This window comes from Chromobacterium haemolyticum, from assembly GCF_009936155.1.
Lineage (GTDB): Bacteria > Pseudomonadota > Gammaproteobacteria > Burkholderiales > Chromobacteriaceae > Chromobacterium > Chromobacterium haemolyticum.
In genome coordinates this window covers 1,772,643-1,797,407 of the sequence record NZ_AP019312.1, presented here as the reverse complement: position 1 = coordinate 1,797,407, position 24,765 = coordinate 1,772,643, and the positions used below count along the sequence as shown (strand labels likewise).

General features: G+C 62.2%; 21 protein-coding genes. 12 read left to right on the top strand and 9 right to left on the bottom strand.

Features of this window, described 5'->3' with window-relative positions:
* Window positions 1-12: 12 nt before the first annotated feature.
* The 7 genes from GYH29_RS08295 to GYH29_RS08265 all read left to right on the top strand — a co-directional run bounded on the left by GYH29_RS08295 (window position 13) and on the right by GYH29_RS08265 (window position 8,609).
* Window positions 13-1,560 (top strand): hydantoinase/oxoprolinase N-terminal domain-containing protein, encoded by a 1,548-nt coding sequence (locus tag GYH29_RS08295; protein WP_161523511.1) that lies wholly within the window; start codon window positions 13-15, stop codon window positions 1,558-1,560.
* Window positions 1,557-2,693, top strand: coding sequence for a DUF917 domain-containing protein (locus tag GYH29_RS08290; RefSeq protein ID WP_019102429.1), 1,137 nt, complete (start codon window positions 1,557-1,559; stop codon window positions 2,691-2,693). The genes GYH29_RS08295 and GYH29_RS08290 overlap by 4 nt, the downstream gene beginning before the upstream one ends.
* Before the next feature lie 49 nt (window positions 2,694-2,742).
* Complete coding sequence (locus GYH29_RS08285) at window positions 2,743-3,864, top strand: extracellular solute-binding protein (protein WP_161523510.1); 1,122 nt, start codon at window positions 2,743-2,745, stop codon at window positions 3,862-3,864.
* Window positions 3,865-3,965: 101 nt separating this feature from the next.
* Complete coding sequence (locus GYH29_RS08280; RefSeq protein WP_161523509.1) at window positions 3,966-5,453, top strand: DUF3138 family protein; 1,488 nt, start codon at window positions 3,966-3,968, stop codon at window positions 5,451-5,453.
* 284 nt (window positions 5,454-5,737) lie between these two features.
* Window positions 5,738-6,868 (top strand): ABC transporter ATP-binding protein, encoded by a 1,131-nt coding sequence (locus GYH29_RS08275; protein ID WP_232060606.1) that lies wholly within the window; start codon window positions 5,738-5,740, stop codon window positions 6,866-6,868.
* Entirely contained in the window at window positions 6,865-7,773 is a 909-nt protein-coding gene (locus GYH29_RS08270) for an ABC transporter permease subunit (RefSeq protein WP_161523507.1), read from the top strand. The genes GYH29_RS08275 and GYH29_RS08270 overlap by 4 nt, the downstream gene beginning before the upstream one ends.
* A complete protein-coding gene (locus GYH29_RS08265) occupies window positions 7,770-8,609 on the top strand; it encodes an ABC transporter permease subunit (RefSeq protein ID WP_161523506.1) in 840 nt (279 codons plus the stop codon). Before GYH29_RS08270 ends, GYH29_RS08265 begins: the two co-directional genes overlap by 4 nt.
* Window positions 8,610-8,730: 121 nt before the next feature.
* Here GYH29_RS08265 and GYH29_RS08260 read toward each other — a convergent pair whose 3' ends face one another.
* The 3 genes from GYH29_RS08260 to parS form a co-directional block, all read right to left on the bottom strand.
* A complete protein-coding gene (locus GYH29_RS08260; RefSeq protein WP_198001653.1) occupies window positions 8,731-9,648 on the bottom strand; it encodes a BPSS1187 family protein in 918 nt (305 codons plus the stop codon).
* Between the two features lie 397 nt (window positions 9,649-10,045).
* On the bottom strand, window positions 10,046-10,486 hold the full coding sequence (locus GYH29_RS08255; RefSeq protein ID WP_107732001.1) for an RES family NAD+ phosphorylase: 441 nt from the start codon (window positions 10,484-10,486) through the stop codon (window positions 10,046-10,048).
* Window positions 10,483-10,947: a type II RES/Xre toxin-antitoxin system antitoxin gene (parS, locus tag GYH29_RS08250; protein ID WP_052052267.1), complete on the bottom strand. Its 465-nt coding sequence runs from the start codon at window positions 10,945-10,947 to the stop codon at window positions 10,483-10,485. The genes GYH29_RS08255 and parS overlap by 4 nt, the downstream gene beginning before the upstream one ends.
* A 569-nt stretch (window positions 10,948-11,516) precedes the next feature.
* On the opposite strand from parS, the gene GYH29_RS08245 reads away from it, so the two are divergent.
* Together GYH29_RS08245 and GYH29_RS08240 are read left to right on the top strand one after the other, a co-directional pair.
* Entirely contained in the window at window positions 11,517-13,166 is a 1,650-nt protein-coding gene (locus tag GYH29_RS08245; RefSeq protein WP_161523505.1) for a methyl-accepting chemotaxis protein, read from the top strand.
* Window positions 13,167-13,283: 117 nt separating this feature from the next.
* Window positions 13,284-13,829, top strand: a complete 546-nt coding sequence (locus GYH29_RS08240) for a hypothetical protein (RefSeq protein ID WP_052052269.1) — start codon at window positions 13,284-13,286, stop codon at window positions 13,827-13,829.
* Between the two features lie 46 nt (window positions 13,830-13,875).
* Here the strand turns inward: GYH29_RS08240 and GYH29_RS08235 are convergent, their stop codons facing one another.
* The 5 genes from GYH29_RS08235 to GYH29_RS08215 all read right to left on the bottom strand — a co-directional run bounded on the left by GYH29_RS08235 (window position 13,876) and on the right by GYH29_RS08215 (window position 20,512).
* Window positions 13,876-15,576 (bottom strand): ABC transporter ATP-binding protein, encoded by a 1,701-nt coding sequence (locus tag GYH29_RS08235; RefSeq protein WP_161523504.1) that lies wholly within the window; start codon window positions 15,574-15,576, stop codon window positions 13,876-13,878.
* A gap of 17 nt (window positions 15,577-15,593) precedes the next feature.
* Window positions 15,594-16,658 (bottom strand): ABC transporter permease, encoded by a 1,065-nt coding sequence (locus tag GYH29_RS08230; protein WP_161523503.1) that lies wholly within the window; start codon window positions 16,656-16,658, stop codon window positions 15,594-15,596.
* A 16-nt stretch (window positions 16,659-16,674) separates the two neighbouring features.
* Window positions 16,675-17,616, bottom strand: a complete 942-nt coding sequence (locus GYH29_RS08225; protein WP_019100403.1) for an ABC transporter permease — start codon at window positions 17,614-17,616, stop codon at window positions 16,675-16,677.
* Window positions 17,617-17,664: 48 nt separating this feature from the next.
* Window positions 17,665-19,470, bottom strand: coding sequence for an ABC transporter substrate-binding protein (locus GYH29_RS08220; RefSeq protein ID WP_043594486.1), 1,806 nt, complete (start codon window positions 19,468-19,470; stop codon window positions 17,665-17,667).
* Between the two features lie 208 nt (window positions 19,471-19,678).
* Window positions 19,679-20,512 (bottom strand): SDR family NAD(P)-dependent oxidoreductase, encoded by an 834-nt coding sequence (locus tag GYH29_RS08215; protein ID WP_043594489.1) that lies wholly within the window; start codon window positions 20,510-20,512, stop codon window positions 19,679-19,681.
* Between the two features lie 256 nt (window positions 20,513-20,768).
* Here GYH29_RS08215 and GYH29_RS08210 point away from each other — a divergent pair, with 256 nt between their 5' ends.
* The 3 genes from GYH29_RS08210 to dxs are packed head-to-tail and all read left to right on the top strand — an operon-like array spanning window position 20,769 to window position 23,752.
* Window positions 20,769-21,002 (top strand): exodeoxyribonuclease VII small subunit, encoded by a 234-nt coding sequence (locus GYH29_RS08210; RefSeq protein ID WP_019100400.1) that lies wholly within the window; start codon window positions 20,769-20,771, stop codon window positions 21,000-21,002.
* Entirely contained in the window at window positions 20,992-21,888 is an 897-nt protein-coding gene (locus GYH29_RS08205; RefSeq protein WP_081548169.1) for a polyprenyl synthetase family protein, read from the top strand. The genes GYH29_RS08210 and GYH29_RS08205 overlap by 11 nt, the downstream gene beginning before the upstream one ends.
* Before the next feature lie 13 nt (window positions 21,889-21,901).
* Window positions 21,902-23,752: a 1-deoxy-D-xylulose-5-phosphate synthase gene (gene dxs / locus GYH29_RS08200; protein WP_161523502.1), complete on the top strand. Its 1,851-nt coding sequence runs from the start codon at window positions 21,902-21,904 to the stop codon at window positions 23,750-23,752.
* Window positions 23,753-23,826: 74 nt separating this feature from the next.
* Here the strand turns inward: dxs and GYH29_RS08195 are convergent, their stop codons facing one another.
* Window positions 23,827-24,609, bottom strand: coding sequence for an alpha/beta fold hydrolase (locus GYH29_RS08195; RefSeq protein ID WP_019100396.1), 783 nt, complete (start codon window positions 24,607-24,609; stop codon window positions 23,827-23,829).
* Window positions 24,610-24,765: the final 156 nt, after the last annotated feature.

The following is a 24,765-nucleotide window of genomic DNA, read 5'->3' as shown; positions in this document are numbered from 1 at the left end:
AGGGGAAGTGTAATGTACAGAATCGGTATCGACGTCGGCGGCACCAATACGGACGCTGTCGTGCTCAAGGGCCAGCAGGTGGTGGAAAGCGTCAAGCTTCCCACGACCGAGGATGTCATCACCGGAGTCACCAGCGCCCTGGCGGTGGTGATGGCGAAGGGCGCTATCACGGCGAACAGCGTGTCCGCCGTGATGATAGGCACCACTCATTTCCTGAATGCCTTGATTGAAGGCAATGGGCTGAACAAGGTGGCGGTGCTGCGCTTGTGCGGCAAGGCCACCGCCTCGCTGCCACCGATGGTGGATTGGCCGCCGGCGCTGCGCGAGCAAGTCTCCGGCTATGTGTCCGCCTTGCCCGGCGGCGCGGAATACGACGGCGCGCCGATTGCCGAGCTGGACGTGGCCAAGCTGAAGGAGGCCTGCCGCGATATCCGAGAACTGGGCCTGACTTCCATTGCCATCAGCTCGGTGTTTGCCCCGGTGAAGGCTGACGATGAAAAGCGGGCGCGCGACATTGTGATGTCTGAAATTCCCGGAGCCAGGGTTTCTCTGTCCCATGAGGTGGGCCGCCTTGGCTTGTTGGCGCGGGAAAGCGCCTGCATCCTCAATGCCAGCCTGCACAAGCTGGGCAAAAAAACTTTATCCGCGCTGTCCCAAGCCCTGGCGAAGCTTGAGCTCAACTGCCCGCTCTACCTGACTCAGAACGACGGGACTTTGATGAGCGCGGCCTATGCCGAGCGTTTCCCCATCTTCACGCTCGCCTCCGGCCCAACCAATTCCATGCGCGGCGCGGCGTTTTTGTCCGGGCTGAAAAACGCCATTGTGATCGATATCGGCGGCACCACTTCGGACATCGGCCTGCTGGTTGAGGGCTTTCCGCGGGAGCGGGTGCAAGGCGCGGAAATTGCCGGCGTGCGGACCAATTTCAAAATGCCGGATGTTTTGTCCGTTGGACTCGGCGGCGGTTCCATCGTCAATAGCGCTGGCGACGAGCTCTCCATCGGCCCGGTCTCGGTGGGTTTCCGGCTCAAGCAAGAAGCCAGGGTATTCGGCGGCGACACCCTCACCGCCACCGATATCGCCGTTGCCCACGGGCTGCTGGTTCTGGGCAACCCCGCCACGCTGGGCGATCTCTCTCCCGCGCTGGTAGAGCGGGCCGTCGACCGGATGCAAGACATGCTTTCCGCCGGCATCGAACGGATGAAGCCCGGCAAGCAGGATATCCCGGTCATTCTCACCGGCGGCGGTTCCGTGCTGATCAAAGACGAGCTCATTGGCAATTGCCGGGTGATTCGCCCTCCTCATTACGCGTCGGCCAATGCCGTTGGGGCGGCCATCGCTCAGATCTCCGGCGAAGTGGACCGGATCTTCTCCGTGGAGCGAGACCAGCGCGCCGCGGCCCTGGAGGCGGCCAAAACCGAGGCCCGGCAGAAAGCCGTCGCCGCCGGGGCCAAGCCCGACACGGTAGATATCGTGGAGGTGGATGAAACCCCTCTGGCCTATCTGCCGAACAACGCGACGCGCATCCGCGTAAAAGCCATTGGAGAGTTGCTGGCATGAAAAACTGGATTCTGAACGAACAAGACCTGGATTACATCGCCCTGGGGGCGGCCGTGTTGGGCACGGGCGGCGGCGGCAATTCCTACCTTGGCAAATTGCGCGCGCGCGAACAATTGCGCGCGGGCCGAACCATAGAGGTGATGTCGCCGGACGCGCTGAATGATGAGGACGCGATTATCTGCGTCGCCGGCATTGGGGCGCCAACGGTGGGCTTCGAAAAAATCGAAGAAGGACAAGAGTGTTTGCGGGCGTTCCGGGCGGTGGAGAGCGAGTCCAAGATCCAGGCCCGCGCCTTGATGACCGATGAAATCGGCGGGTCCAATTGCTTTGAACCGATGGTTGTCGCCGCGCTCACCGGCCTGCCGGTGGTCGACGCCGACGGAATGGGCCGCGCCTTCCCTGAAATGCAGATGAGCACGCTTGCCATCGCCGGCTGTCCGGTCTCCCCCTTCGCGCTGTCGGACGACAAAGGCAATGTCGTGGTATTCCGCCATGTCATTTCCTTCCACTGGCTGGAAAAGCTGGCGCGCGCCTGTACAACGGCGATGGGCTGTTCCGCCGGGTTCGCGCTAGCGCCGATGAGCGGGCTGGAAATCAAAAACCATGGTGTCCATCACACCATCAGCCAGGCCTGGAGTTTGGGCAAGCAAATCAGCGACGCGCGCGACAACAAAATAGATCCCATCAGCGCGCTGCTGGCGGAAAACAATGGCCGCCTGCTCTTCAAAGGCAAAATTTCGGACGTTAACCGCGCCACCAGCAATGGTTTTGCTCGCGGCCAAGTTGAGCTAGACGGCTTGGATGGTCATTCCGGGTTGGCCATGGAGATCGACTTTCAGAACGAAAACCTGATCGCCCGCGTCAACGGCGAGACCGTGGCCACCGTGCCTGATCTCATTTGCGTGTTGGATTCCGAGTCCGGCCAGCCGATAGCGACCGAGGAAATTCGTTTCGGCCTGCGGGTATCGGTCATTGTCCTGCCCGCCTCGCCGCTGCTGCGCACTCCGCAAGCGCTGGACGTTGTTGGCCCGAGAGCGTTTGGCTACGACCTGGACTACAAACCGGCGGCCGACTACATCAAACCGTTGCAACGCCATGCCAAGCCCAGTCAACCGGAATTGATTGCCGATTAAGCCCCGGCTTACGGCTTAGCCTTGATCCAATACCGCAGGGAGCATCCAAATGAAGCAATCCGCATCTCGATTGGCCGCCGGTTTGATTTGCGCGGGCCTGCTGTCCTCTCTTGTCTCTATGAGCAGCAGCGCTAGGGCCGGGGACGACGACACCTTGAACGTCTACAACTTCTCGATGAATATCGGCCGCGACACCGTACGCAAATTCGAGAAGGAAACCGGCATCAAGGTCCGCTACGACATTTACGACACCGACGATACGCTGCTGACCAAGCTGATGGTTGGCCACTCCAATTACGACGTGGTTTTCCCCAGCAGCAGTTACTTTATCAAGGAGATGGGCGCCGGATTATTCGCCAAGCTTGACCAGAAGAAGATTCCCAATGCCAAGAATATAGATCCGCAGATCACCAAGGCCTTGATGAATGTTGACCCCAAGGCCAGCTACGCCATGCCCTATATCTACGGCGTGACCGGTGTGGCGTACAACGCCACGGAAATCCGGAAACGCCTGGGCAGTGAGGCGCCGGTGGACAGCTGGGATCTGATTTTCGACCCCAAGTGGGTGGCCAAGCTAAAGAGCTGCGGCGTTTCCCTGGTGGACAACGGCGCGGAAACGGCAACCGACGCCTTGCTCAAACTCCGCCTGAACCCCAACTCCAAATCGCCAGCCGACTATAAAGCCGCGTTTGCGCATTTGAAGAAAATCCGCCCTTACGTCAGCCAATTCAACTCGTCGACCTATATCGACGAAATGGCCAACGGCAGCCTATGCGTTTCCACCGCGTTCTCGGGCGATGTATTAACCGCCAAACTACGCGCCAAGGAAGCCGGTCACCCGGTAGACCTGAAGTTTGTGATTCCCAAGGAGGGCGCGCCCTTATGGATTACCTTGATGGCGATTCCGGCTGACGCGCCGCATATGGAAAACGCCCAGAAGTTCATCAACTTCCTGCTGCGCCCGGATATTGCGGCGGAAATCACTACTGAAATCAAATTCCCGAGCGCCGTGAAAACCGTGCGAAATCTTGTCTCGCCCGATATCGCCAATGACACGATGATTTACCCCTCCGACGCGGACCGCAGCCGTCTGGTCCTCGAACAGGATGTTCCCCCGGCCATCACTCGCCTGGTCAACCGGGAATTCACCGAATTCAAAGCCGGACGCTAACCGGCCTCTCCCCGAACATTTCAAGAACAAGGCCCCCGCTGTCAGGCGGAGGGTGCGGGGAAGTCATGCCCTAAAGAGCAATAAACGCAAAGGAGATGGAGATGAAGGCACTGTTAGGAGCTGTGCTGCTTGCAGCTTTACCCCCGGCCGCCTTGGCCGCTTCAGCCAGCGACAACGATGCGGCGGCGCGGCTGGAAGCCCTGCAGCATAAAGTCGAGGCTTTGGAGAATGCGCTCAAGAATGCCGGCATCACGCCCTCCGGCGACTCCGCGCGGGCGGACGAGAGCGAAGAGATCAAGCAGCGCCTGAACAAGCAGGAATTGATGCTGCAGTCGCTCACCGACGCCGCCAGCACCGGGCCGATTGCAGGCCTGTCGGTCACCGGTTATCTAGACCCGGTCTACCTCTACAACGCCAACGCGAAAGACAGCGGCTTCCACTTCCTGGACCACAGCAACAATTACAGCTACTACAACAGCTCAATCGGCGACGTCTATCTGGACATCAAGAAAATTTTCGGCACCGGCCCTACCGCGCCCTTCGCCGAGATCCAGATCATGCCCAACCGCGGCGCCGGCAACGTCACCCTGGATGGCGCGTCCGGGGGCGGGCTATTCAACGCCGCCCAGGTCACCTTGCCCTTGAGCAGCACCCAGCAGATCATCGCCGGCCTGATGCCCAGCGTGTCCGGCTACGAATATCAGCAGTCCAACATCTTGCCTACGCTGACTCATAACCTGCTCTACGATTTCAGCGTGCCGGGTTATTTCGTCGGCCTGGGCTATACCGGTTGGACCGACAGCGGCGACTACACCTGGAAAGTGCTGTTAGGCAATGAGCAGAATCGCACTCATCCCAACTTGGCGGAGAATGCCGGCGGCGGGGCGCAAAGCAACCGGACGCCGACGCTGACATGGCGGATCGACAAGGTAAAAGGAGCCTGGGACTGGGGCTGGTCCGCGGCGCTAGGAAGGCAATCGGTCTACACCGGCAATGCGCAGGGCAGTTGCCCCTCCGGCCGCTACGGCTTGAACTGCCTGAGCGATAAACCGTTCACGCCTTATATGTTCACCGAGTTCGACGCCAGCTATGCGACCGCCGATTTCACTTTCAATGCCGAGCTGGACTTTGGCCGTCAAAAATCCGCGGCCTGGAACGGCGGGGACGCCAGCTGGTGGGGCGCCTCGCTGCTGGCCGTGCGCAAGTGGAACGTTGCACCGCTTGGCCTGCTTGGTACCGCTCTGCGCTGGGACTACCTGGATACCGGCCGCAACGGAGGCGGCGCCGGCACCACCTATACCGGCGGCACGGCGTTGAGCGGGATGCAAGCCTCCGCCGGCACCGACGGCGTCAACGGCTTCGGCATTGCCCCGGCCTGTTTGGCCGCTTCCAGCAACGGCGGGCTGGATTGCCGCGGCGCCAGACGCCAGGACGTGGCGCTGGACTTCATGCTCTACCCCACCTCGCAACTCACCTTGAAGTTCGAATATCGACACGACTGGGCGGATCAGGCCGTGTTCCAGAGAAGCGACGGCAGCTGGAGCAAAAGCAACAACCTGATCGGCAGCAGCCTCATCTACACCTTTTGATCCGTGAGCGCCTGCGCGCCTGTTTGCCCTGCATCCCCCCAGGTGCAGGGATTTTTTTCCCCAACGGTTTGCAACGATGAATTAACAGCCCCTGCGCCCGCCTCAGGAAGACGCAAAGGGGCGGGCTGAACCTTTAGACCCGCTAACAAAACCCCTGATCCCGCGTTGCGCCTCCTTGTCGTACGACTTGTACTGCCTGCGTCGGCGCGCCTTGGCTCAGATTCTCTGCGAGGTTTTCTTAGCGGCTCTTATTTCTATTAAAGAGAAGAGAAAAGATCATGACTATGCCCATGAGCCATCGAGAGAAGGAAGCCATCCACGCATCAAAGGCGGATTTCGTTCAAATCATCGACGTCGTCAAGAAGTTCGGAGACGCGACTGCCGTCAATCATGTGAACCTCAGCGTGGCCAAAAACGAGCTTTTCGCGCTGTTGGGCAGCTCGGGCTGCGGCAAATCAACGCTGTTGCGCATGCTGGCCGGCTTCGAACAACCCACCTCCGGCCGCGTGCTGATCGATGGCGACGACTTGGCAAAAATCCCGCCTTACCGGCGCCCGGTCAATATGATGTTCCAGTCCTACGCGCTGTTCCCGCACATGTCGGTGGAAGGCAACGTCGCCTTCGGCCTCAAGCAGGAAGGCCTGCCCAAGAACGAGATCCGCGACCGCGTCGACGCCGTGCTCGAACTGGTGCAGATGCGCAAGTTCGCCAAGCGCAAGCCGCACCAGCTGTCCGGCGGCCAGCAACAGCGCGTGGCCCTGGCCCGCTCGCTGGTCAAGCGCCCGAAACTGCTGCTGCTGGACGAACCCATGTCCGCGCTGGACAAGCAAATCCGCCAAGCCACTCAGATGGAGCTGGTCAATATCCTGGACAAGGTGGACGTCACCTGCGTGATGGTGACGCATGATCAAGAAGAAGCCATGACCATGGCCAACCGCCTGGCGGTGATGAGCGAGGGCGCCATCATCCAGATCGGCACCCCGCATGAGGTGTACGAATACCCCAACAGCCGCTTTACCGCCGAGTTCATCGGCTCCACCAACCTGTTCAAGGGCAAGGTGGTGGAAGACGAAGCCGACCACGTGTTCATTGACGGCCCGGATCTCAAAACCCGGCTGTTCGTCAGCCACGGCATCACCGGCCCGCTGGGCATGGACGTGAGCGTCTCGGTGCGTCCGGAGCGCATCAACGTCAGCCGCGCCAAGCCGGAGCAGCCATACAACTGGGCGCAGGGCACCGTTTCCAACCTGGCCTACATGGGCAGCTACACGCTGTTCCACATCACCCTGGAACACGGCAAGGTGGTGATCGCCAACGTGCCGAGCCTGGCCCTGATGCGGGAAGACGCCCCGTCCTACGACGATGAAGTGTTCGTCAGCTGGACTGAAACCAGCGCCGTGGTGCTGAGCAAATGAAAAATCTGATCCAACGCTGGCTGCCTTCGGGCCGCACCGGGGTGATCGCCATCCCCTTTGTGTTTCTGACGCTGTTCTTTCTGGTTCCGTTCTTGCTGGTGCTCTGCATCAGCTTCGCCCAACAGCGGATTGGCGTACCGCCGTACACCACGCTGTTTGAGATGCAGGACAACATTCTGCAGATCCGGCTCAACCTGGATCACTACTTGTTCATGTTGCACGACGATCTGTACCTGGCCACTTACCTGTCCTCGGTCAAGATGGCTGCGGTGTCCACCCTGCTGTGCCTGCTGATCGGCTACCCGATGGCCTACTACATGGCGCGGGCGGCCGAAAGCGTGCGCAACACCCTGATGCTGCTGGTCATGCTGCCGTTCTGGACGTCCTATCTGGTCCGCGTGTACGCGTGGATAGGCATCCTGAAAAACGACGGCTTCCTCAGCAACTTCCTGATGTGGCTGGGCGTGATCCATGAGCCGCTGCGCATCTACCACACCAACTGGAGCGTCTACATCGGCATGGTGTTCTCCTACCTGCCGTTCATGATCATGCCGCTGTACGCCCACTTGGTGAAGATGGATTTGCGCCAGCTGGAAGCGGCGTACGACCTGGGCGCCAAGCCGTGGCCGGCCTTCGTCAAGGTCACGCTGCCGCAGTCCAAGAACGGCATCATCGCCGGCAGCCTGCTGGTATTCATCCCGGCAGTGGGCGAGTACGTGATCCCGGAACTGCTGGGCGGCTCCGATACGCTGATGATAGGCCGCGTGATGTGGGGCGAGTTCTTCAACAATATGGATTGGCCGATGGCAGCGACGGTGACCTGCGCGATGGTGCTGCTGTTGCTGGTGCCGATGGCGCTGTTCCAGCACTACCAGCTGAAAAACATGGAAGGGGATCAACCATGATCAAGCCGAGCAAACCGCTATCGTATACCGTGCTTGGACTGGGCTACGCCTTCCTGTACCTGCCCATCGTGCTGCTGGTGATCTACTCGTTCAACGAGTCCAAGCTGGTCACCATATGGTCCGGCTTCTCCACCAAGTGGTACGCCGCGCTGCTGGAGGACGAGGAGTTGATCAACGCGGCCTGGCTCAGCTTGAAGATCGCCGTGCTGGCCGCCAGCTCTTCCGTGGTGATCGGCGCCGTGGCCGGCTACGTGCTGGCTCGCTTCGGCCGCTTCCGCCTGTTCCCGCTGTTCGCCGGCATGATCAACGCGCCGCTGGTGATGCCGGAAGTGATCATCGGCATCTCTATCCTGCTGCTGTTCGTCAATATGGAAAACCTCGTGGGCTGGCCACAAGGCCGCGGGCTGACCACTATCTGGATAGGCCACACAGTGCTGTGCGTGTCCTACGTCGCCATCATCGTGCAGTCTCGAGTGCGGGAACTGAGCCTGTCGCTGGAAGAAGCGGCGATGGGGCTGGGCGCCACCCCGCTCAAGACCTTCTTCGTCATCACCCTGCCCTTGATCTCCCAGGCGCTGGTCTCCGGCTGGCTTCTGTCATTCACCTTGTCGCTGGATGATCTGATCACCTCGGCGTTTTTGTCCGGACCAGGCTCGACCACCCTGCCGATGGTGATCTTCTCGCGTGTGCGCCTTGGCCTGAATCCGGAAATGAACGCGCTGGCCACGGTCTTCATCGCGCTGGTGACCGTGGGCGTGGTGGCCGCCAATCAGCTGATGAGCGCTCAGAAACGCCGCCGTAGCGAAGAGATGCGCATGGCTTTTGCGCAAGATTGACAAGCCGCGGGGCTTGGGGGGCCGCGACATTCAACCGGGGTGACCCTTGTATGCTTGCCGCGCCCCCTCAAGTTACGGAGAGTTTCAGATGGGAATCCGCATCAAACGCGGTAGCCCCGCCCTACCCCTCACCTCCCCGCTTAAGCTGCTCCAACATCTCCTGCCACAGTTCCCGGTACACCGGATTGCTGGCGCCTTCGCCATGCCCGGGGTTGTCGGCATTGGGGCGGCGTATCGGTTTGTTCAGCGCAAACTGGTGGTCCGCCGGGATGCGCATGGCGTTGTAGGAAAGGTGGATGGCCGAGGCGAAGTTCTCCTGCACGTGATAGGTGCCGAACAATCTGTCCGGCGGCGTGACGCCGGGGGAGGAGTACCAGGAGGCGATGCGGTTGTTGGCGCGCATGTCCCAGCCGCCGGAAAAGTCGATCACGCCTCTGACGGCCACTCGCTTGGCGATATAGGCGGCCATGCCGCCGCCTTGGGATTGCCCGGACAGCACGACCTTGCTCCAGTCTACGGCTTGCTGGTCCAGGTACTGTTCCCAACGACCTTGGGGGTCGGTTTTGGCCAGGTAGCGCAGCAAAGCGGTCAGTCTATGAACAATGGCGTCCTTGGGTTTGTCCTGGATCAGCGAGGTGGTGTTTTCCCCAAAGGCGCGCTTTTGGCGCAGTTGTGCCGCGCAGTCCGGATTGGTCGCCAGCACCGGCCGGGTGCAAACCTGGGAAACCGCCGGCGTGTCGATGTAGGACAGGATGATGAAGCGGTAGCCCTGAGCCAGGGCGGTGTCGATGAAAGCCTGTTCGCCCACCACGGTGCGCGTGGTTTCGCCGCCGGTTCCGGGCAGAAAAACCAATAGCGGCGCGCGTCCGCCCCTCTCTGATGAAAAAACGATGTGCGGCCCGCTGTTTGCCACGATCCCGCCATCGGTGTCCGCGGGGAGAATGTCCTTGCGGACGGCGTCCGCCCATGCGGCCGTGGCGCTACTGAACAGCAGCGCGGCCGCGGCCGTCTTGCCGGCCCATTTGACCCAGTCTGTCATCGCATTCCTCGCATCTTGAATAAATAGATTGAATTGCCCCGACGGCCTGGGTTTGCATGAACCCTTGGCTAATTTTCTCAGAACCTGTTTACGATCTGCTGCGCGTCAACGATACGGCGTTGAAACCGGCTTCGAAATGCTCATGTACCACGAGTACATTCCGCTTTCTCAGCCGCTTTCGCCTTGTCTCGTTCTTGCTCGCGAGATCGTAAACACGTTCTAAGACTCTACTCGCCATGCTCTGCGCGCAAAAGCGCGGCATGGCGGATCTAGGCCAGGAGTTTGTTTACGATTGTTTCCATGGACAAGTTTAAGGTCTCGCGGACGAGGGTAAGACCAGACCAAAGCCGCTGAACAAGCGGAAGGCACGCCCAGGGCGCTTGGCCCCGAGTCTTCATCAGGACTTCAGGCGCACGTCCCAAGGCACGTCCCGCACGCTGAGTATCCGGCAGGCGCCGGCGTCGGGATGGAGGGGGTTGAGCAGGTAGTTGTGGGCGTTGGGGGCCACCGCGCTGGGCACTTGCAGCGCGGCGGAGGCCTGGCGTTGCAGCCAGTGATGGCCCAGGCTCTGGGTGAGCGCGGCTTGCAGGGTCCAATCCTCAGGCAGGCTGGCCTGGTCCAGCGTCTGCACCAGGCGGTCCGGCAGCTCCACTTGCAGCAGGGTGAAGGTGGCGGGCATGATGGACACTTCCAGGTGCACCAGCGCTTCCAGCATGGCGCTGGCCGGGTGGTCCGCCAGGTAGACGATGGGCTGGCCGGCGGGGTGCCAGCGGCCGGGCCAGCGCAGCCCGCCCAGGCCGTTGAGATCGGCGTAGCGGCTGATGCGCCAGACGATCACGCGGCGTAGCCTTCGTTGGCTTGGGCGATCACTTGTTCCACCAGCCGCGCGCCGGGCTCGGTATGGGCCATGTCCAGCGGCGATTTACCCTCAAAGCGGTGCAGCGGCTTGCGCAGCCATTGGGCGGCGGCGTCCTTGTCGCCGAACAGATCTTCCGCCAGCAGCAGCAGCTTGGCCACGCGCACGCCGCGTTCGGATTCCTCGGTGCTCAGCGCCTGGCCCTTCTTGATGCGATGGGACAGGGTGCGCGGCGGGATGACGAACTCCAGTTCGCCACGGCTGAGGCCGGCGTCCACCAGGCGCTCCAGCATGCCGGTGTCCACGCCCAGTTCCACCACTTTGGCCACGTCGAAATCGTTGAGCATTTCCTGCCCCACCAATACGCTCAGTTCCTGCAACAGGCTGTGCTCCACCATGGGCGGGACCGGCGTCTCCGGCACGAATACTTGCAGCGCTTTCATGGTCCCTCCTTGGTTTGGCAATTTGCCCGTTAATTATCGGCATTTTGCTCAAACAAAACAAGGGCGTGGCTTGCCCGGCGGCGCCCAAGCCTTGCTCTAAATGCAACAGCGCATGCAAACCGGATGCTTTGATTGCGCCGGCCTGATTTTTGACGTTTGAAAACGGCAATGCGGATTTTATGCCTTTTAGATTGCAGCGGACATGAAAAAACCTCATATCAGCCCCATGCCCGGCCTTTGTCCCCCGCCTTGCCCCGCTTGACCCGGCATACACCCTATGTTCCCGTTTTGCGATGCAAAAATAACCATTAGGACTATCGGTACGGCGTGAATTATGATTGCGCCTATTCAATGAAGTCGCTCCGCTTCCCCTTCGTCACGAGGAGAGGCGCTGGCATTGAAACACTCCGTTGTTCCGGCCTGTGGGCCCATTCCTGATGTTCCAGAGTCCCGGCCAAGCTGGAGTCCATGCCAGCACGAAGCGCTGCGTCTTCACACATTGATGCAATCGCCAATTCATATGCGTTTGCTATGAAAAAAGATGAATATCAGCACCAATGGGGGGCATTATGTTAAGTCAATTCACGATTGGCCAGCGCATCGCCGCGCTGGCGGGCAGCTTGCTGTTTGCCGTGGCTTTGGTGGGCGGTTCCGGCTGGTGGTCCTTGAACCAGATGGATGGCGAGCTGACCTCGCTGTTTGACCAGAAAATCGCGTTCCGCTACCAGATGAACGCCATGCAGAGCAGCATGCTGCACATCCGCCAGGATGAGAAGAACATCTTCATCAGCATCGGCAACCCGGACAATTCGGACCAGAGCATCCAGACCAACAAGCAGTTGCTGGACAAGCACATCGCCGAGTTCAAGAACCAGGCCGGCGCCGCCAAGTCCATGGCCATGGCGGCGGATCACCAGAGAACCTTCGACAACATGCTGACCGGCCTCTCCGGCTACGAGCAGGGCATGAACGGTCTGTATCAGAAGATCGCCAGCGGCGAGATCAGCCGGGCCAATGTCGGCGACGCCGGCATCGCGCCGTTCAAGCCCAAGCTGTACGAGGCGCGCGACGCGCTCAACAGCCTGAGCAAGCTGGCCGACGAATCCGCGCAAACCGCCGAGGACGCGCTGGCGGTCAGCATGAAGAACACCCGCAATATGATGCTGACCATTCTGGGCCTGGCCCTGGTGGTGGGCGTCGCCCTGGCCTTCGCCATCGTCCGCTCCATCACCCGCCCCTTGCAGGCCATGCAGCAAACCATGCGTCACGCGGCGGAGAAAAACGACCTGACGGTGTCAGTGGATCAGACCGGCCGCGACGAGGTCAGCGAAACCGGCCGCGCGCTGGCGCAGCTGTTGGGCAATCTGCGCGCCTTCCTGCGGCAGACCCGCGAGGACGCCAAGCAGGTGAACGACACCGCCCACGCGCTGTCCGGCGTGTCCAAGCGCATCGCCGAGGCGTCCCAGGTGCAGACCGACGCCTCTTCCTCCACCGCCGCCGCGGTGGAGGAGATGACGGTGAGCATCAACCTGGTGGCCGAGCATGCGGTGGAAATGGCCGGCGAAGCCAAGAGCAGCATGAACGAGGCGGTAAGCGGTAGCGAAGTGGCCGGCCAGGCCGCGCAGCAGATGTCCGAGATCGCCAGCGTGATCAGCCGCTCCGAAACCATCATCATTGGCCTGAACCAGCGCTCCGATGAGATCGGCAACATCGTGGACGTGATTCACGACATCGCGGAACAGACCAATCTGCTGGCCTTGAACGCGGCGATTGAAGCAGCGCGCGCAGGCGAAACCGGCCGCGGCTTCGCGGTGGTGGCGGACGAGGTGCGCAAGCTGGCCGAGCGCACCGCGCAGGCCACCGGCGAGATTTCCGAGAAAATCAAGGCAGTGCAAGGCGACACCACCACGGCGGTGGCCAGCATGCGCGAAGCCACCGAGCGGGTGGAAGCCGGCGTGGCGCTGAGCGGCACCTTGTCCGAACGCCTGGCGCAGATCCGCATGCTGTCCACGCGCCTGCTGGAGAAAACCAGCGAGATCGCCGAGGCGATGCGCGAGCAGAGCACGGCCAGCAACGACGCCGCCAAGAATGTGGAGCGCATCGCCAATATGGGCACGGAAAACGGCTTGTCGGTGGAGGAGTCCTCCGCCATGGCGCAGCAGTTGTCCGGCCTGGCGCATGGACTGGATGCGGCCATTAACCGCTTCCGCGCGGATTGAGATAAAAAGCGTCAGAACTTGTTCAAAGTCTAGCTTCTCAAGCGTGAGGGCGCGTCCGGCTTGGTCCGGCCGCGTCCTCATGCCACAATCCGGGTTTTCGCCCGCCCTCTTCCCTACATGTCCGTCCTCGAGCCGCTGTACGCGCCGTTCGTCTCTTCCCCTGCTGTGCTGCTATGGCCGGCGTTGTTCCTGTTGCTGAGCCGCCAGCTGCGCCGCCGCGCCTGGTTCTGGCCTTATGTGGCGCTGTCGCTGCCGGGCACGGCCTTGCACGAGCTCTGCCATTTTCTGGTGGGCTGGCTGCTGCGGGCGCGACCCAGCCGCTTCAGCGTGTGGCCCCGCCGCAACGGCCGGCAGCTGACGCTGGGCCAAGTGGGCTTTAAACGGCTGACGTGGTGGAACGCGCTGCCCATCGGCATTGCGCCCTTGCTGTTGCTGCCGCTGGGCTGGGGCCTGCTGGCGCTGGCGGCGCGCTGGCCGTGGCTGAGCCCGGCGGCGGCCGTCCTGGGCTTTCTCGCGGCGCAGTGCTGGGACGGTTGCCTGCCCAGCAGCACGGATTTGAGCCACGCAGGCCGCTCCGCCCTGGCTTACGGCGCGCTGGCCTGCGGCTTGTTGGGCGCTTACGCCCTGCTGCATTACGGCTTCCGCGCGCTGGCCGGACAATAAAAAACCGCCGGGAGACCGGCGGTTATTAGCTGAAGCAAACGCGGCTTTAGGCCGGCGCCATCCCCACCCATCCCTGCGGAATCGACTCCAACAACTTGCGGGTGTAGCTCTCACGCGGCTCGCGGTAGATCTGGTCCGCGTCCGCCTGCTCCACCACTTCGCCCTTGTTCATCACCATCACTTGGTCCGAGATGTGTTTCACCACCGCCAGATCGTGCGAGATGAACAGATAGGACAGGCCGTATTCGTCCTGCAGGTCTTGCAGCAGGTTCAGCACCTGCGCCTGCACCGACACGTCCAGCGCCGATACCGATTCATCGCAGATCAGCACTTCCGGCTTCAAGGTCAGGCAGCGCGCGATGGCGATGCGCTGACGCTGGCCGCCGGAGAATTCGTGCGGGTATTTCTGCAGCGCCCCGGCCGGCATCCCCACCTTGTCCAGCAGTTCCTGCGCCAGCTTGCGCCGTTCGCCGCCGTCGCGGCCGATGCCGTGCAGCTGCATCGGTTCGCTCAGGATCTGCTCCACGGTGAAGCGCGGGTTCAGCGAGGCGTAGGGGTTCTGGAAGATGATCTGGATGCGCCGCTTGTAGGCGTGGAAGGCCTTGGCGTCCATGCCCAGCAGGTCCTGGCCGTGGAACAGCGCCTGGCCGCCGCTGGCCTGATGCAACCGCGCCAGGGTCAGGCCGACGGTGGTCTTGCCGGAGCCGGACTCGCCGACGATGCCCAGGGTTTTGCCCTTGGCCAGTTTGAAGGACACGTCCTTGACCGCGTGGAACTGACGTTTGCCGAACAGGCCTTCGCGCACGTCGAAGGATTTGCTGAGCCCGCGCACGTCCAGGATGATCTCGTCGTCCGCCTGGTAGCCGCGCTCGCGCTGCGGCGGCTCCACATAGCCGCCCGGTTGCAGGAAGTCGTCGATCACCGCCAGCCGCTGCGGCCGCCGGTCCAGGTGCGGCCGGCAGGCCAGCAGCGCCTTGGTGTAGGCGTCCTGCGGCGCGTCGAAGATTTGCTGCACGCTGCCCTGCTCGCGGATTTCGCCGTGGCGCATCACGATGACTTCGTCGGCGAACTCGCCCACCACGCCCAGGTCGTGGGTGATGAACAGCACCGCCATGTCGTGCTTCTTCTGCAGGTCCGCGATCAGTTGCAGGATCTGCTTCTGGATGGTCACGTCCAGCGCGGTGGTGGGTTCGTCGGCAATCAGCAGCTTGGGTTCGCAGGCGATGGCCATCGCGATCATCACCCGTTGCTGCTGGCCGCCGGACAGCTGGTGCGGGTAGCTGTCCACCTTGCTTTCCGGTTCCGGCAGGCCCACTTCGCGCAACAGTTCGATCGCGCGCCGACGCGCGGCGCGGCGGCCCAACTTGGCGTGCAGCATCAGGGCTTCCATGATCTGCTCGCCCACGCTGAACACCGGGTTCAGCGAGCTCATCGGCTCCTGGAAGATCATCGCGATGTCTTTGCCGCGCAGCGCGCGCATCTCGGCGCCGCCGGCTTTGAGCAGATCCCGCCCTTGCAGCAGGATCTGGCTGTCCGGGGTGATTTGGGCGTGCTGCGGCGACAGCAGCCGCATGATGGCCATCGAGGTCACCGATTTGCCGGAGCCGGATTCGCCCACCAGCGCTACGGTGCGCTTGGCCGGGATGTCGAAGCTGACGCCCTTGAGCGCCTGGAATTCGCCGCCGTTCTCCTGACGGAACGCTACTTTGAGATTGCGCACCGACAGCAGGGTCTGGTTTTGGGTCATGGTCTGTTCTCCCCCACTCACTTCGCCGCCGCGCGCGGGTCCAGCGCGTCGCGCAGCGCATCGGTCAACATGCTGAAAGCGGTCACCAGGGTGGACATGAACACCACCACCATGGCCAGTTGCCACCAATAGCCCTGCAACAGCTCTTCCGGCACTTCCGCCAGCATGGAGCCCCAGCTTACTTGGCGCACGTCCACGCCGAAGCCGAGGAAGGACAGGATCACTTCGTACTTGATCAGGCCCACCATCAAGAGGGAGAACTGCACCAGCAGCAGGTGGGAGACATTGGGCAGGATGTGGATGAACATGCGGCGGCCGTGGCTGGCGCCGATGGCGTCGGCGGCCTGCACGTACTCGCGCGAGCGGTTCTTGATGAACTCCGCGCGCACCAGGCGGAAGGTACCGGTCCAACTGGTCAGTGACAGCACCAGAATGACGGTGGCGATGCCGCGCCCGGCCACGGCGGCGAAGGCGAGCAGCAGCAGCATGTCCGGCACCGAGGTGAACACGCTGTAGAACCACATCAGAAAGTCGTCCACCTTGCGGCCGAAGTAGCCGGCCATCGCGCCCAGCGAGGTGCCGATCAGGATGGACAGCAGCGCGCCGAAGAAGCCCACCAGCAGCGAGGTCGCGGTGCCCTTGATCACTTTGTCCAGGATGTCGCGGCCGCGCTGGTCCGCGCCGAAGGGCAGCGACGCCACTTTCTTCACTTCCGGCACCGCGTACTGGGCGGCGTGCGGGCGCGCGGCTTCCAGCCAGTCATGGATGGGGTCTTCCGACGGTTTCAAGCGTTCGGTGGGCACGATGGCGCTGGACAGACCTCCAGCGGCGGCCGGTGTTTCCTGCTGGCGGTATTTCTCCAACAATAAAGTGGGCGGCGCGTAGGAGGCGGCGATTTCGTCGTTCCAGCCGCGGCCGGCCAGGTTGAGCCAACCGGCGGCGGCCAGCAGCATGAAGGCCGCCACCACCCACAGGGAAACGAAGCCGATGCGGTCGCGTTTCAAGCGTTGCCAACCCAGCGCCCACAGGCTGCGCGAGGGGGCGGCCGGCGGCGCGCCGGCGGTATTGTGCAATGTTGTCATGTCTTGTGCTCCGCGCTTACTTGAGTTGCACGCGTGGATCGATCCACTTGTAGATGATGTCGGCCAGCAGGTTGAACACCATGGCGGCGGCGGCGATGGTCACGGTGATGGCTTTGATCACTGGAAAATCGCTCTTGTCCACCGCCATCAGCAGTTCATTGCCCATGCCGGGTATACCGAAAAAGCGCTCCAGCAGCATCGAGCCCAATACCAGGAAGGGCAAGGACATCATCACCGCAGTGACCACCGGGATCAGCGCGTTGCGCAGCACGTGCTTGAACAGCACGGTTTTTTCCGACAAGCCCTTGGCGCGCGCGGTGCGCACATAGTCGTGACCCAACTCTTCCACCACAAAGCTGCGGTAGAAGCGCACATTGGGCGCCAGCGACACCAGCATGCCCAGGATCAGCGGCAGCGGCACGTAGATCAGCAGGCTGCGCAGCAGGCTGTCGTCGTCCCAGCCCATCACCGGAAACCAATCCAGTTTGAAAGCCAGCAGGTACTGGCCGACGATGATGTAGGCCAGCGAGCTGATGGACATGGCCACGGTGCAGATCAGCGTCACCATGCGGTCGGTCAGGGTGCCGCGGTAGTAAGCCACGACGATGGCGATGGGCAGCGCGGTCAGCAGTTCGAACACCAGCAAAGTGCCGGTCAGCGTCACTGAGGGGCCGATGCGCGAAGCCAGCGTGGCGGTGACGGACTGCTGAGTGGACCAGGAGGTGCCGAAGTCGAAGGCGGCCACTTGCTTGACGAAGAGCCAGAACTGCTGCGGCAAGCTCAGGTCCAGGCCCAACTGGGCGCGGATATTAGCCATGATTTCCGGCGTCAGGCGTTTGCCGGCCAGGATGTAGGTGGGGTCTCCGCCCACCCAGTTGAACAGCACGAACACCAGCAGCATGACGCCGAACATCGTCGGCACCATCTGCCAGATTCGGCGGATGATGAAATTGAACATCTGCTTCTCCAGAATATAGCGGCGCGGCTGCGCCCCGGATCAAGGCGGTTAGCGGCGCTTGCTCAGGTCGATGTCGACATAACGCCAGGACACGCCTACCGTGGCCAGCGGATGCGGTTTGTAACCCTTGAGATAGTCGTGACTGACGATATTTTCGAAGCGGGTCACGCCCAGCACATAGGGCTGATAGGCGGCCGCCACCCGATTCATGCGGTCAAACAGCGCGTCGCGCTCCGGGCCGTTGGGCAGCACTTGCGAAGCCTCGTAGGCCTTGTCGAACTCCGGCCGGCTGAAGAACGGCAGGTTGCCGATGCCGATCTGCTTGCTCCACAGGCCGGTGACGAAATCGTCGCCGTCCGGAATGGCGGCGGAACCGCCCAGCGACCACATCTGCACCTTGCCGGCGTAGGCGGCCTTGAGATTTTCGTTCCACTTGGCCACTTTGAAGGTGACGCGCAGCTTGATGCTGTCGAAAGCCTTCTGCCAGATCTGATTGAACTGCTTGTCGAAAGCGCTGCCTTGGGTGGCCTGGGTGATTAGCAGCGGCTGACCGTTGGGCTGGCGGCGGTAACCGTCCGGGCCTATCTTGTAGCCGGCCTGGTCCAGCAGCGCGTTGGCCAACGCCGGATTGAAGTCCGGCGCGCCGTGAAAGCGCGGATCGTTGCCCACCATGTTTAAAGGCACCAGATTTTGCAGCTGGATGGCCTGCCCGCTGTACAGCAGCTTGATCACTTCCTGACTGGGGTATGCCATGCCGATGGCGCGGCGCAAGGCAATCTTTTGCTTGCTGTAGCCGCCCACCACCGGGTCGCGCATATTGAAGAAAGCGTAAGTCAGGTCCATGCCCAGGTTGTGGTGCAGGCGAATGCCGCGCTGCGCCAGCGTTGGGTTGAGGCTGGCCTGGAAGGGGTTGGCCTCGCTGCTGTGCACGGTAGAGGGAATGGCGGACTTGGGCACGCCGATGTAGTCGATCTGCTTGTTGAGGAAGGACAGCCAGCGCGGCTGCTCTTCTTCTATCACCTTGATGTCGATGCGGCCGATGACCGGCAGCGTCTTGCCGCGCAGTTGCTCGGCGATTTCGCGGTCCTGAGGCGGCGCGTCGGCAGCCGGCTCGTCGGAGAACACTTCCTTGCGATAGCCAGGGTTGGCTTCCAGAATGATGCGGTTGCCCGGTTTCCATTCCTTCAGCATGAACGGACCGGTACCCACCGGGTGGGCGTTGGTGTTGCTGTCGTAGGCTTCAATCACCTCGCGCGCCACCGCGCCGCTGAATTTGGCGGCCACGGTATAGAGAAAGTTGTAATTGGGCTTTTTCAGCGTCAGCTGTAGGGTATAGCGGTCCAGCGCCTTGATGCCTTCTATAGGCTTATCGTAATCAAAGCGCCCTTTCTTGCTGGCCGCGCTGCCCGCCTCCGCCAACCCCAGCACATAGTCGGTATAGGAGGTGGCGTTGGGCGAGCTGACCTTGGGATCGGCGAAGCGTTTGATGCTGTAGGCGTAGTCCGCCGCGGTCAGCTCCCGCTTTTTGCCCTTGAAGGCCGGATCGTCGGCAAAGTAGATGCCGGGCCGCACCTTGAAAGTGAACACCTTGCCGTCCGCCGAAATTTCCGGCAGCGCCTGGGCGGTGCCCGGCTTGAGCTTGACCGGCCGCGCCAGATAATCGTATCTGAGCAGATTGTCGAAAATGTTCTCGATCACGCCCAGCGAATAGATATCGCTCATTTTGGCCGGATCAAAGCCGGTCTCAGGCGCTAGGAAAGACACCTTCAGCGTCTTGTTCATATCGGCCGCCTGAGCGGACGCGAATAGGCCCGCCCCCGCCAGCAGCAGGGGCAGCCATTTCCAGCGATTCATCTCGCTTACTCCTTTGTGTCACGGAGCCGGGAAACCCGGCGTCTCTATTGTTATGCCTGCTCCAGCATGAGGAAATGCCATGAGCAAGTGCCGTGACTGTAAAGCGAATCCGCCGGCTAGATCAACAAGAAACTATCAAAATGGCATCAAAGAAAAAACATGCCTATGCATAGAAAAACTCATGCTAAGCCAAGGGCTTGGCTCTGCATCAAGTCGCCGCGCGCAAGGCCCAGTCAAAACAACGGGTTGGCAGCAAACGGCGTAGCCACCAATACAATTTGGTAGGGAAAGTCACCCGGTAACGCGCCGCCGGCTTGGCCGCCGTGATGGCGCGATGCACCGCCTCCGCCACCGCGCTGGCCGGCAAGGTGAACGGCGCGGCGTGCCCCTCTTTCTTCAGCCTCGCCAGCTGCTGCTGATATGCGTCGCGATGATGGCTGGCGTCGATGTCCACGTTTTTCAGGAAACGCGCCAGCGCATTGGGACGGAAACGGCTTTCTATCGGCCCCGGCTCCACCAGGGAGACATGGATATTGGTGCCGTGCAGCTCATGACGCAGGGTGTCGCACAGGCCTTCCATCGCGAACTTGCTGGCGTTGTAGGCGCCGCGCCAGCGCATGGCGGCGAAACCGAGGATGGAGCTGTTGAACACGATGCGGCCATGACCCTGGGCTCGCATCACTTTGAGCGCGGCGTTGGTCAGTTCCCAGGGACCGAACAGATTGGTCTCGAACTGCTCGCGCATCGCCGCTCGGCTGATGTCCTCCACCGCGCCAGGCTGGCCGAAGCCGGCGTTGTTGAACAAGGCGTCCAGTCGCCCGCCGGCCATCTCCAGCGCCTGGGCCAGGCCGTCGCGAATGGAATCGGCGTCGTCCACGTCTAGCCGGATGCAGGCCATGCCCTCGCTGCATAGGCGCTCCACGTCGGCGGCGGCGCGGCAGCTGGCGATCACGCGCCAGCCACGCTGAGCCAGGATCACGGCGGTGTGGTAGCCGATGCCGCTGGAGCAGCCGGTAATCAGAATGGATGGTTGCGAATGCATGCTGGCCTCTGTCGTTTTCAATTGGCGACACCCTACCGCAAATGCGGACGACGGGGAATTGTCCGCTAGGCGCGTTCCCTTTCCGCGCAGTTAGCATCCCAACAGCATCCACGCTTGCCGAAAGCGCTCAATCGCCTCTGTCGCCGCACCCGGTAATTGGACTAGAATGACGGCCTTAAAGAGCCGCCTGCGCCCACGCGACACCGACGGAGCCCGCACGGCCCGGCCACCACGAAAGCACCATAAGGAAAACGCCATGGCTAAAGCCAACAAAGCGCCGGCCAGTTTCGAAACCGCACTGGCCCAACTGGAAGACATCATCCAGGCGATGGAAAGCGGCGACATGCCGCTGGAAACGGCGCTCGGCTCCTACAAGCAGGGCATAGAATTGATCAAGTTCTGCCAGGCCAAACTGGCCGACGCGGAACAGCAACTGAAAATACTCGAAAACAACGAACTCAAACCACTGGAATTGTCCAATGGCCAATAAACCTTTCATGGCCTGGATGACCGAGATCCAGCAGCAAGTGGAAGGTGCGCTGGAACGGCTGCTGCCCTCCGATCAGCACACGCCGCAAAAACTGCACGAAGCGATGCGCTACGTCTGCCTGGGCGGCGGTAAGCGGGTACGCCCGCTACTGGTGTTCGCCGCCGGCGAATTGGTGGGGGCCTCGGCCGACAACCTGGCCCGCATCGGCGCCGCGCTGGAGATGGTCCACGTCTATTCGCTGGTGCACGACGACATGCCCTGTATGGACGACGATGTGCTGCGCCGCGGCAAACCCACTTGTCACGTGGCTTACGACGAAGCCACCGCGCTTTTGGCGGGCGACGCGCTGCAAACCCATGCCTTCGATACGCTGAGCGCGCCGCTGCCGGGCGTGGCCCCCGCGGCTCAGCTCGCCATGGTTCACACCCTGGCCCGCGCCGCCGGCCACGCCGGCATGGCCGGCGGCCAGGCCATAGACTTGGCCAGCGTGGGCAAGGCGCTGAATCAGCCGGAGCTGGAATACATGCATTTGCTGAAAACCGGCGCGCTGATCCGCTCGTCGGTGTTGCTGGGCGCCATGGCCGGCCGGCCGTTGAGCGAGGAGGAAACCGCCCGTCTGGACGTGTTCGCCAAGCGCATGGGCCTGGCCTTCCAGGTGGTGGACGATGTGCTGGACTGCGAGGCGGACACCGCTACGCTGGGCAAAACCGCCGGCAAGGACGCCGCCCACGACAAGCCCACCTACGTCAGCCTGATGGGGCTGTCCGAAGCCAAGCAGTTTGCCCGCGACTTGCGCGACGAGGCGTTTGCCGCGCTGGAAGGATTTGGCGATTCCGCCCAACGATTGAAGGAACTGGCCGACTACATCGTCGCGCGCTCGTTCTGAGAAGCAGAAAACTATGTATCCCTTGCTCGAGACCATTCAAAGCCCCGCCGACCTGCGCAAGCTGTCGCGCCAGCAGCTTGCGCCGCTGGCCACGGAACTGCGCGACTTTCTGGTGGAAAGCGTCAGCAAGACCGGCGGCCACTTCGCCTCCAACCTGGGCAGCATTGAGCTGACCATCGCCCTGCACTATGTGTTCAACACCCCGGACGACCGCCTGGTGTGGGACGTGGGCCATCAAACCTACCCGCACAAGATCCTGACCGGCCGCCGCGAACGCATGGGCAGCATGCGCCAGAAAGGCGGCCTGGCCGGCTTTCCCAAGCGCGACGAATCGGAATACGACACCTTCGGCGTCGGCCATTCCTCCACCTCCATCGGCGCGGCGCTGGGCATGGCGGTGGCCGCCAAGACTCAGGGCATAGAGCGCAAGTGCGTGGCCATTATCGGCGACGGCTCCATGACCGCCGGCCAGGCCTTCGAGGCCCTCAACAACGCCGGCGCGATGGACACCGACCTGCTGGTGGTGCTCAACGACAACGAGATGTCCATCTCGCCCAATGTCGGCGCGCTGAACAACTACCTGGCCAAGCTGATGTCCGGCCGCTTCTACGCGGCGATGCGCGAAGGCTCCAGCAAGGTGCTGGGCATCGCTCCGCCGCTGAAGGAGATCGCCAGCAAGGTGGAAGAGCACGTCAAGGGCTTCTTCACCCCGGGCACCCTGTTCGAGGAGTTCGGCTTCAACTACATCGGCCCCATCGACGGCCATGATGTGGACGTACTGGTGGACACCCTGAGCAATATCCGCAGCCTCAAGGGGCCGCAGTTCCTGCACATCGTCACCAAGAAAGGCCACGGCTACAAGCTGGCGGAGAGCGACCCGGTCAAATACCACGGCGTCACCAAATTCGACCCTAGCAACGGTCTGACCAGCGGCAAGGGCGGCGGCAAGCCGCAATACGCCCAGGTGTTTGGCGACTGGATCTGCGACATGGCCAAGCGCGACCCGCGCCTGGTGGGCATCACCCCGGCGATGCGCGAGGGCTCCGGCCTGGTGCGCTTCGAGCAGGAGCACCCGGACCGCTATTACGACGTGGCCATCGCCGAACAACACGCAGTCACCTTCGCCGCCGGCCTGGCCTGCGACGGCGTCAAGCCGGTGGTGGCCATCTACTCCACCTTCCTGCAACGCGCTTACGACCAGCTGATCCACGACGTGGCACTGCAAAACCTGCCGGTCTTGTTCGCCATCGACCGCGCAGGCCTGGTGGGCGCGGACGGCCCCACCCACGCGGGCGCCTTCGACCTGTCCTTCCTGCGCTGCATTCCCAATCTGACGGTGATGGCGCCTTCGGACGAGAACGAATGCCGCCAGATGCTGTACACCGGCTTCCAGATGAACAGCCCGGCCGCGGTGCGCTATCCGCGCGGCACCGGCCCCGGCGCCGAGATCCAGGCGGAAATGACGGCGTTGCCGCTGGGCAAGGGCCTGGTGCGCCGCCAAGGCGAAAAAGTGGCCATCCTCGCCTTCGGCAGCATGGTAACGCCGGCGCTGGCCGCCGCCGAGGCGCTGAACGCCACCGTGGCCGACATGCGCTTCGTCAAGCCGCTGGACGCGGAGCTGGTGTGCCGGCTGGCGGAAAGCCACGATCTGGTCATTACCGTGGAAGAAAACGTGGTGATGGGCGGCGCCGGTTCGGCCTGCCTGGAAGCGATGCAGGCGATGGGCATCCTCAAGCCGGTATTGCAACTGGGCCTGCCGGACGATTACGTCGAACACGGCGACCCGGCCGGCATGCTGGCCGATTGCGGCCTGGACGCCGCCGGCATCGAGCGCAGCGTGCGCCAGCGGCTGGCGATGCTGTAAGCCTGCCCCTCGTGACAGAACAAAGCCCGGCTTAGCCGGGCTTTGTTTTTGCATGAAACCGCCTTTGGAAACGCTCAGGCCTCCAGCAGCTCTAGAATGAGCCGCGCGGTTTCCTCCGGCCGCTCCAGCGGAAACAGATGGCTGCCCTGCTGCATCCGCACCTGAATATTGAAGTGTTTGCGCATGAAGCGCAGGTCAGCCGGCTTGAGCACATCCGAACCGGTGCCAGCGATAAAGGTGGCCGGCACTTTCAATTGTCCGCGATAACGCGGAAAATCATGCGGCAGCGCGCAGTAGATTTCATGTTCGATCTGCGGCCGGAATTTGAGCTTGCGCCCGCCTTGGCCGTCGTCCACGGTGCCGTGCTCGGCGTAGTCGGCCAGGCAGTCCGGATCGAAACGAGCGAACATCGGCTTGCGGGCGAAGTAGTCGTGAACCATGGCCACCGACGCCCAGTTATCGCGTCGCTTCAGGGTGTTGCCGCCCGGGGTAACGCGGTCGATGAAGCCCAGCTTCTTGGCCAGCCAGATGCCGCGCGAGCGGAACGGCCCCATCAGCGGCGAATCCAGAATCACAATGCGCTTGAACAACTCCGGCCGGCGCAAGGCGGCGTAGAACATCAGAAAGCCGCCCAGCGAATGGCCGACGCCGACGATGGGCCCTTGATAGTGGCTTTCGATGTGCGCGATGGTTTCCTCTACCAGGTGGGGCCAGCAGTCTGTGACCGGATAAGCCGGATCGTGGCCGATGGCGTCGAGGAAGCCCACTTGGTGGCGCTCGCCCAGCGCGGCTAGAAACTTGCGGTAAACCGAGGCCGGAAAACTGTTGGCATGAGCAAAGTGAATCGTTTCTCGCATGATGTATGGTGTTGCGCCCTAGTTTTTATATAAATATTCTATCTTACCGTTTGCCCGGAATTTGAATTTAATGCATATTGTTTTCGCATAGCAAGACGCGGCCGCGACCCAGTCCGCCGCCCTCCGCGCTCCACCCGGCCGCCAAGGAACCAATGC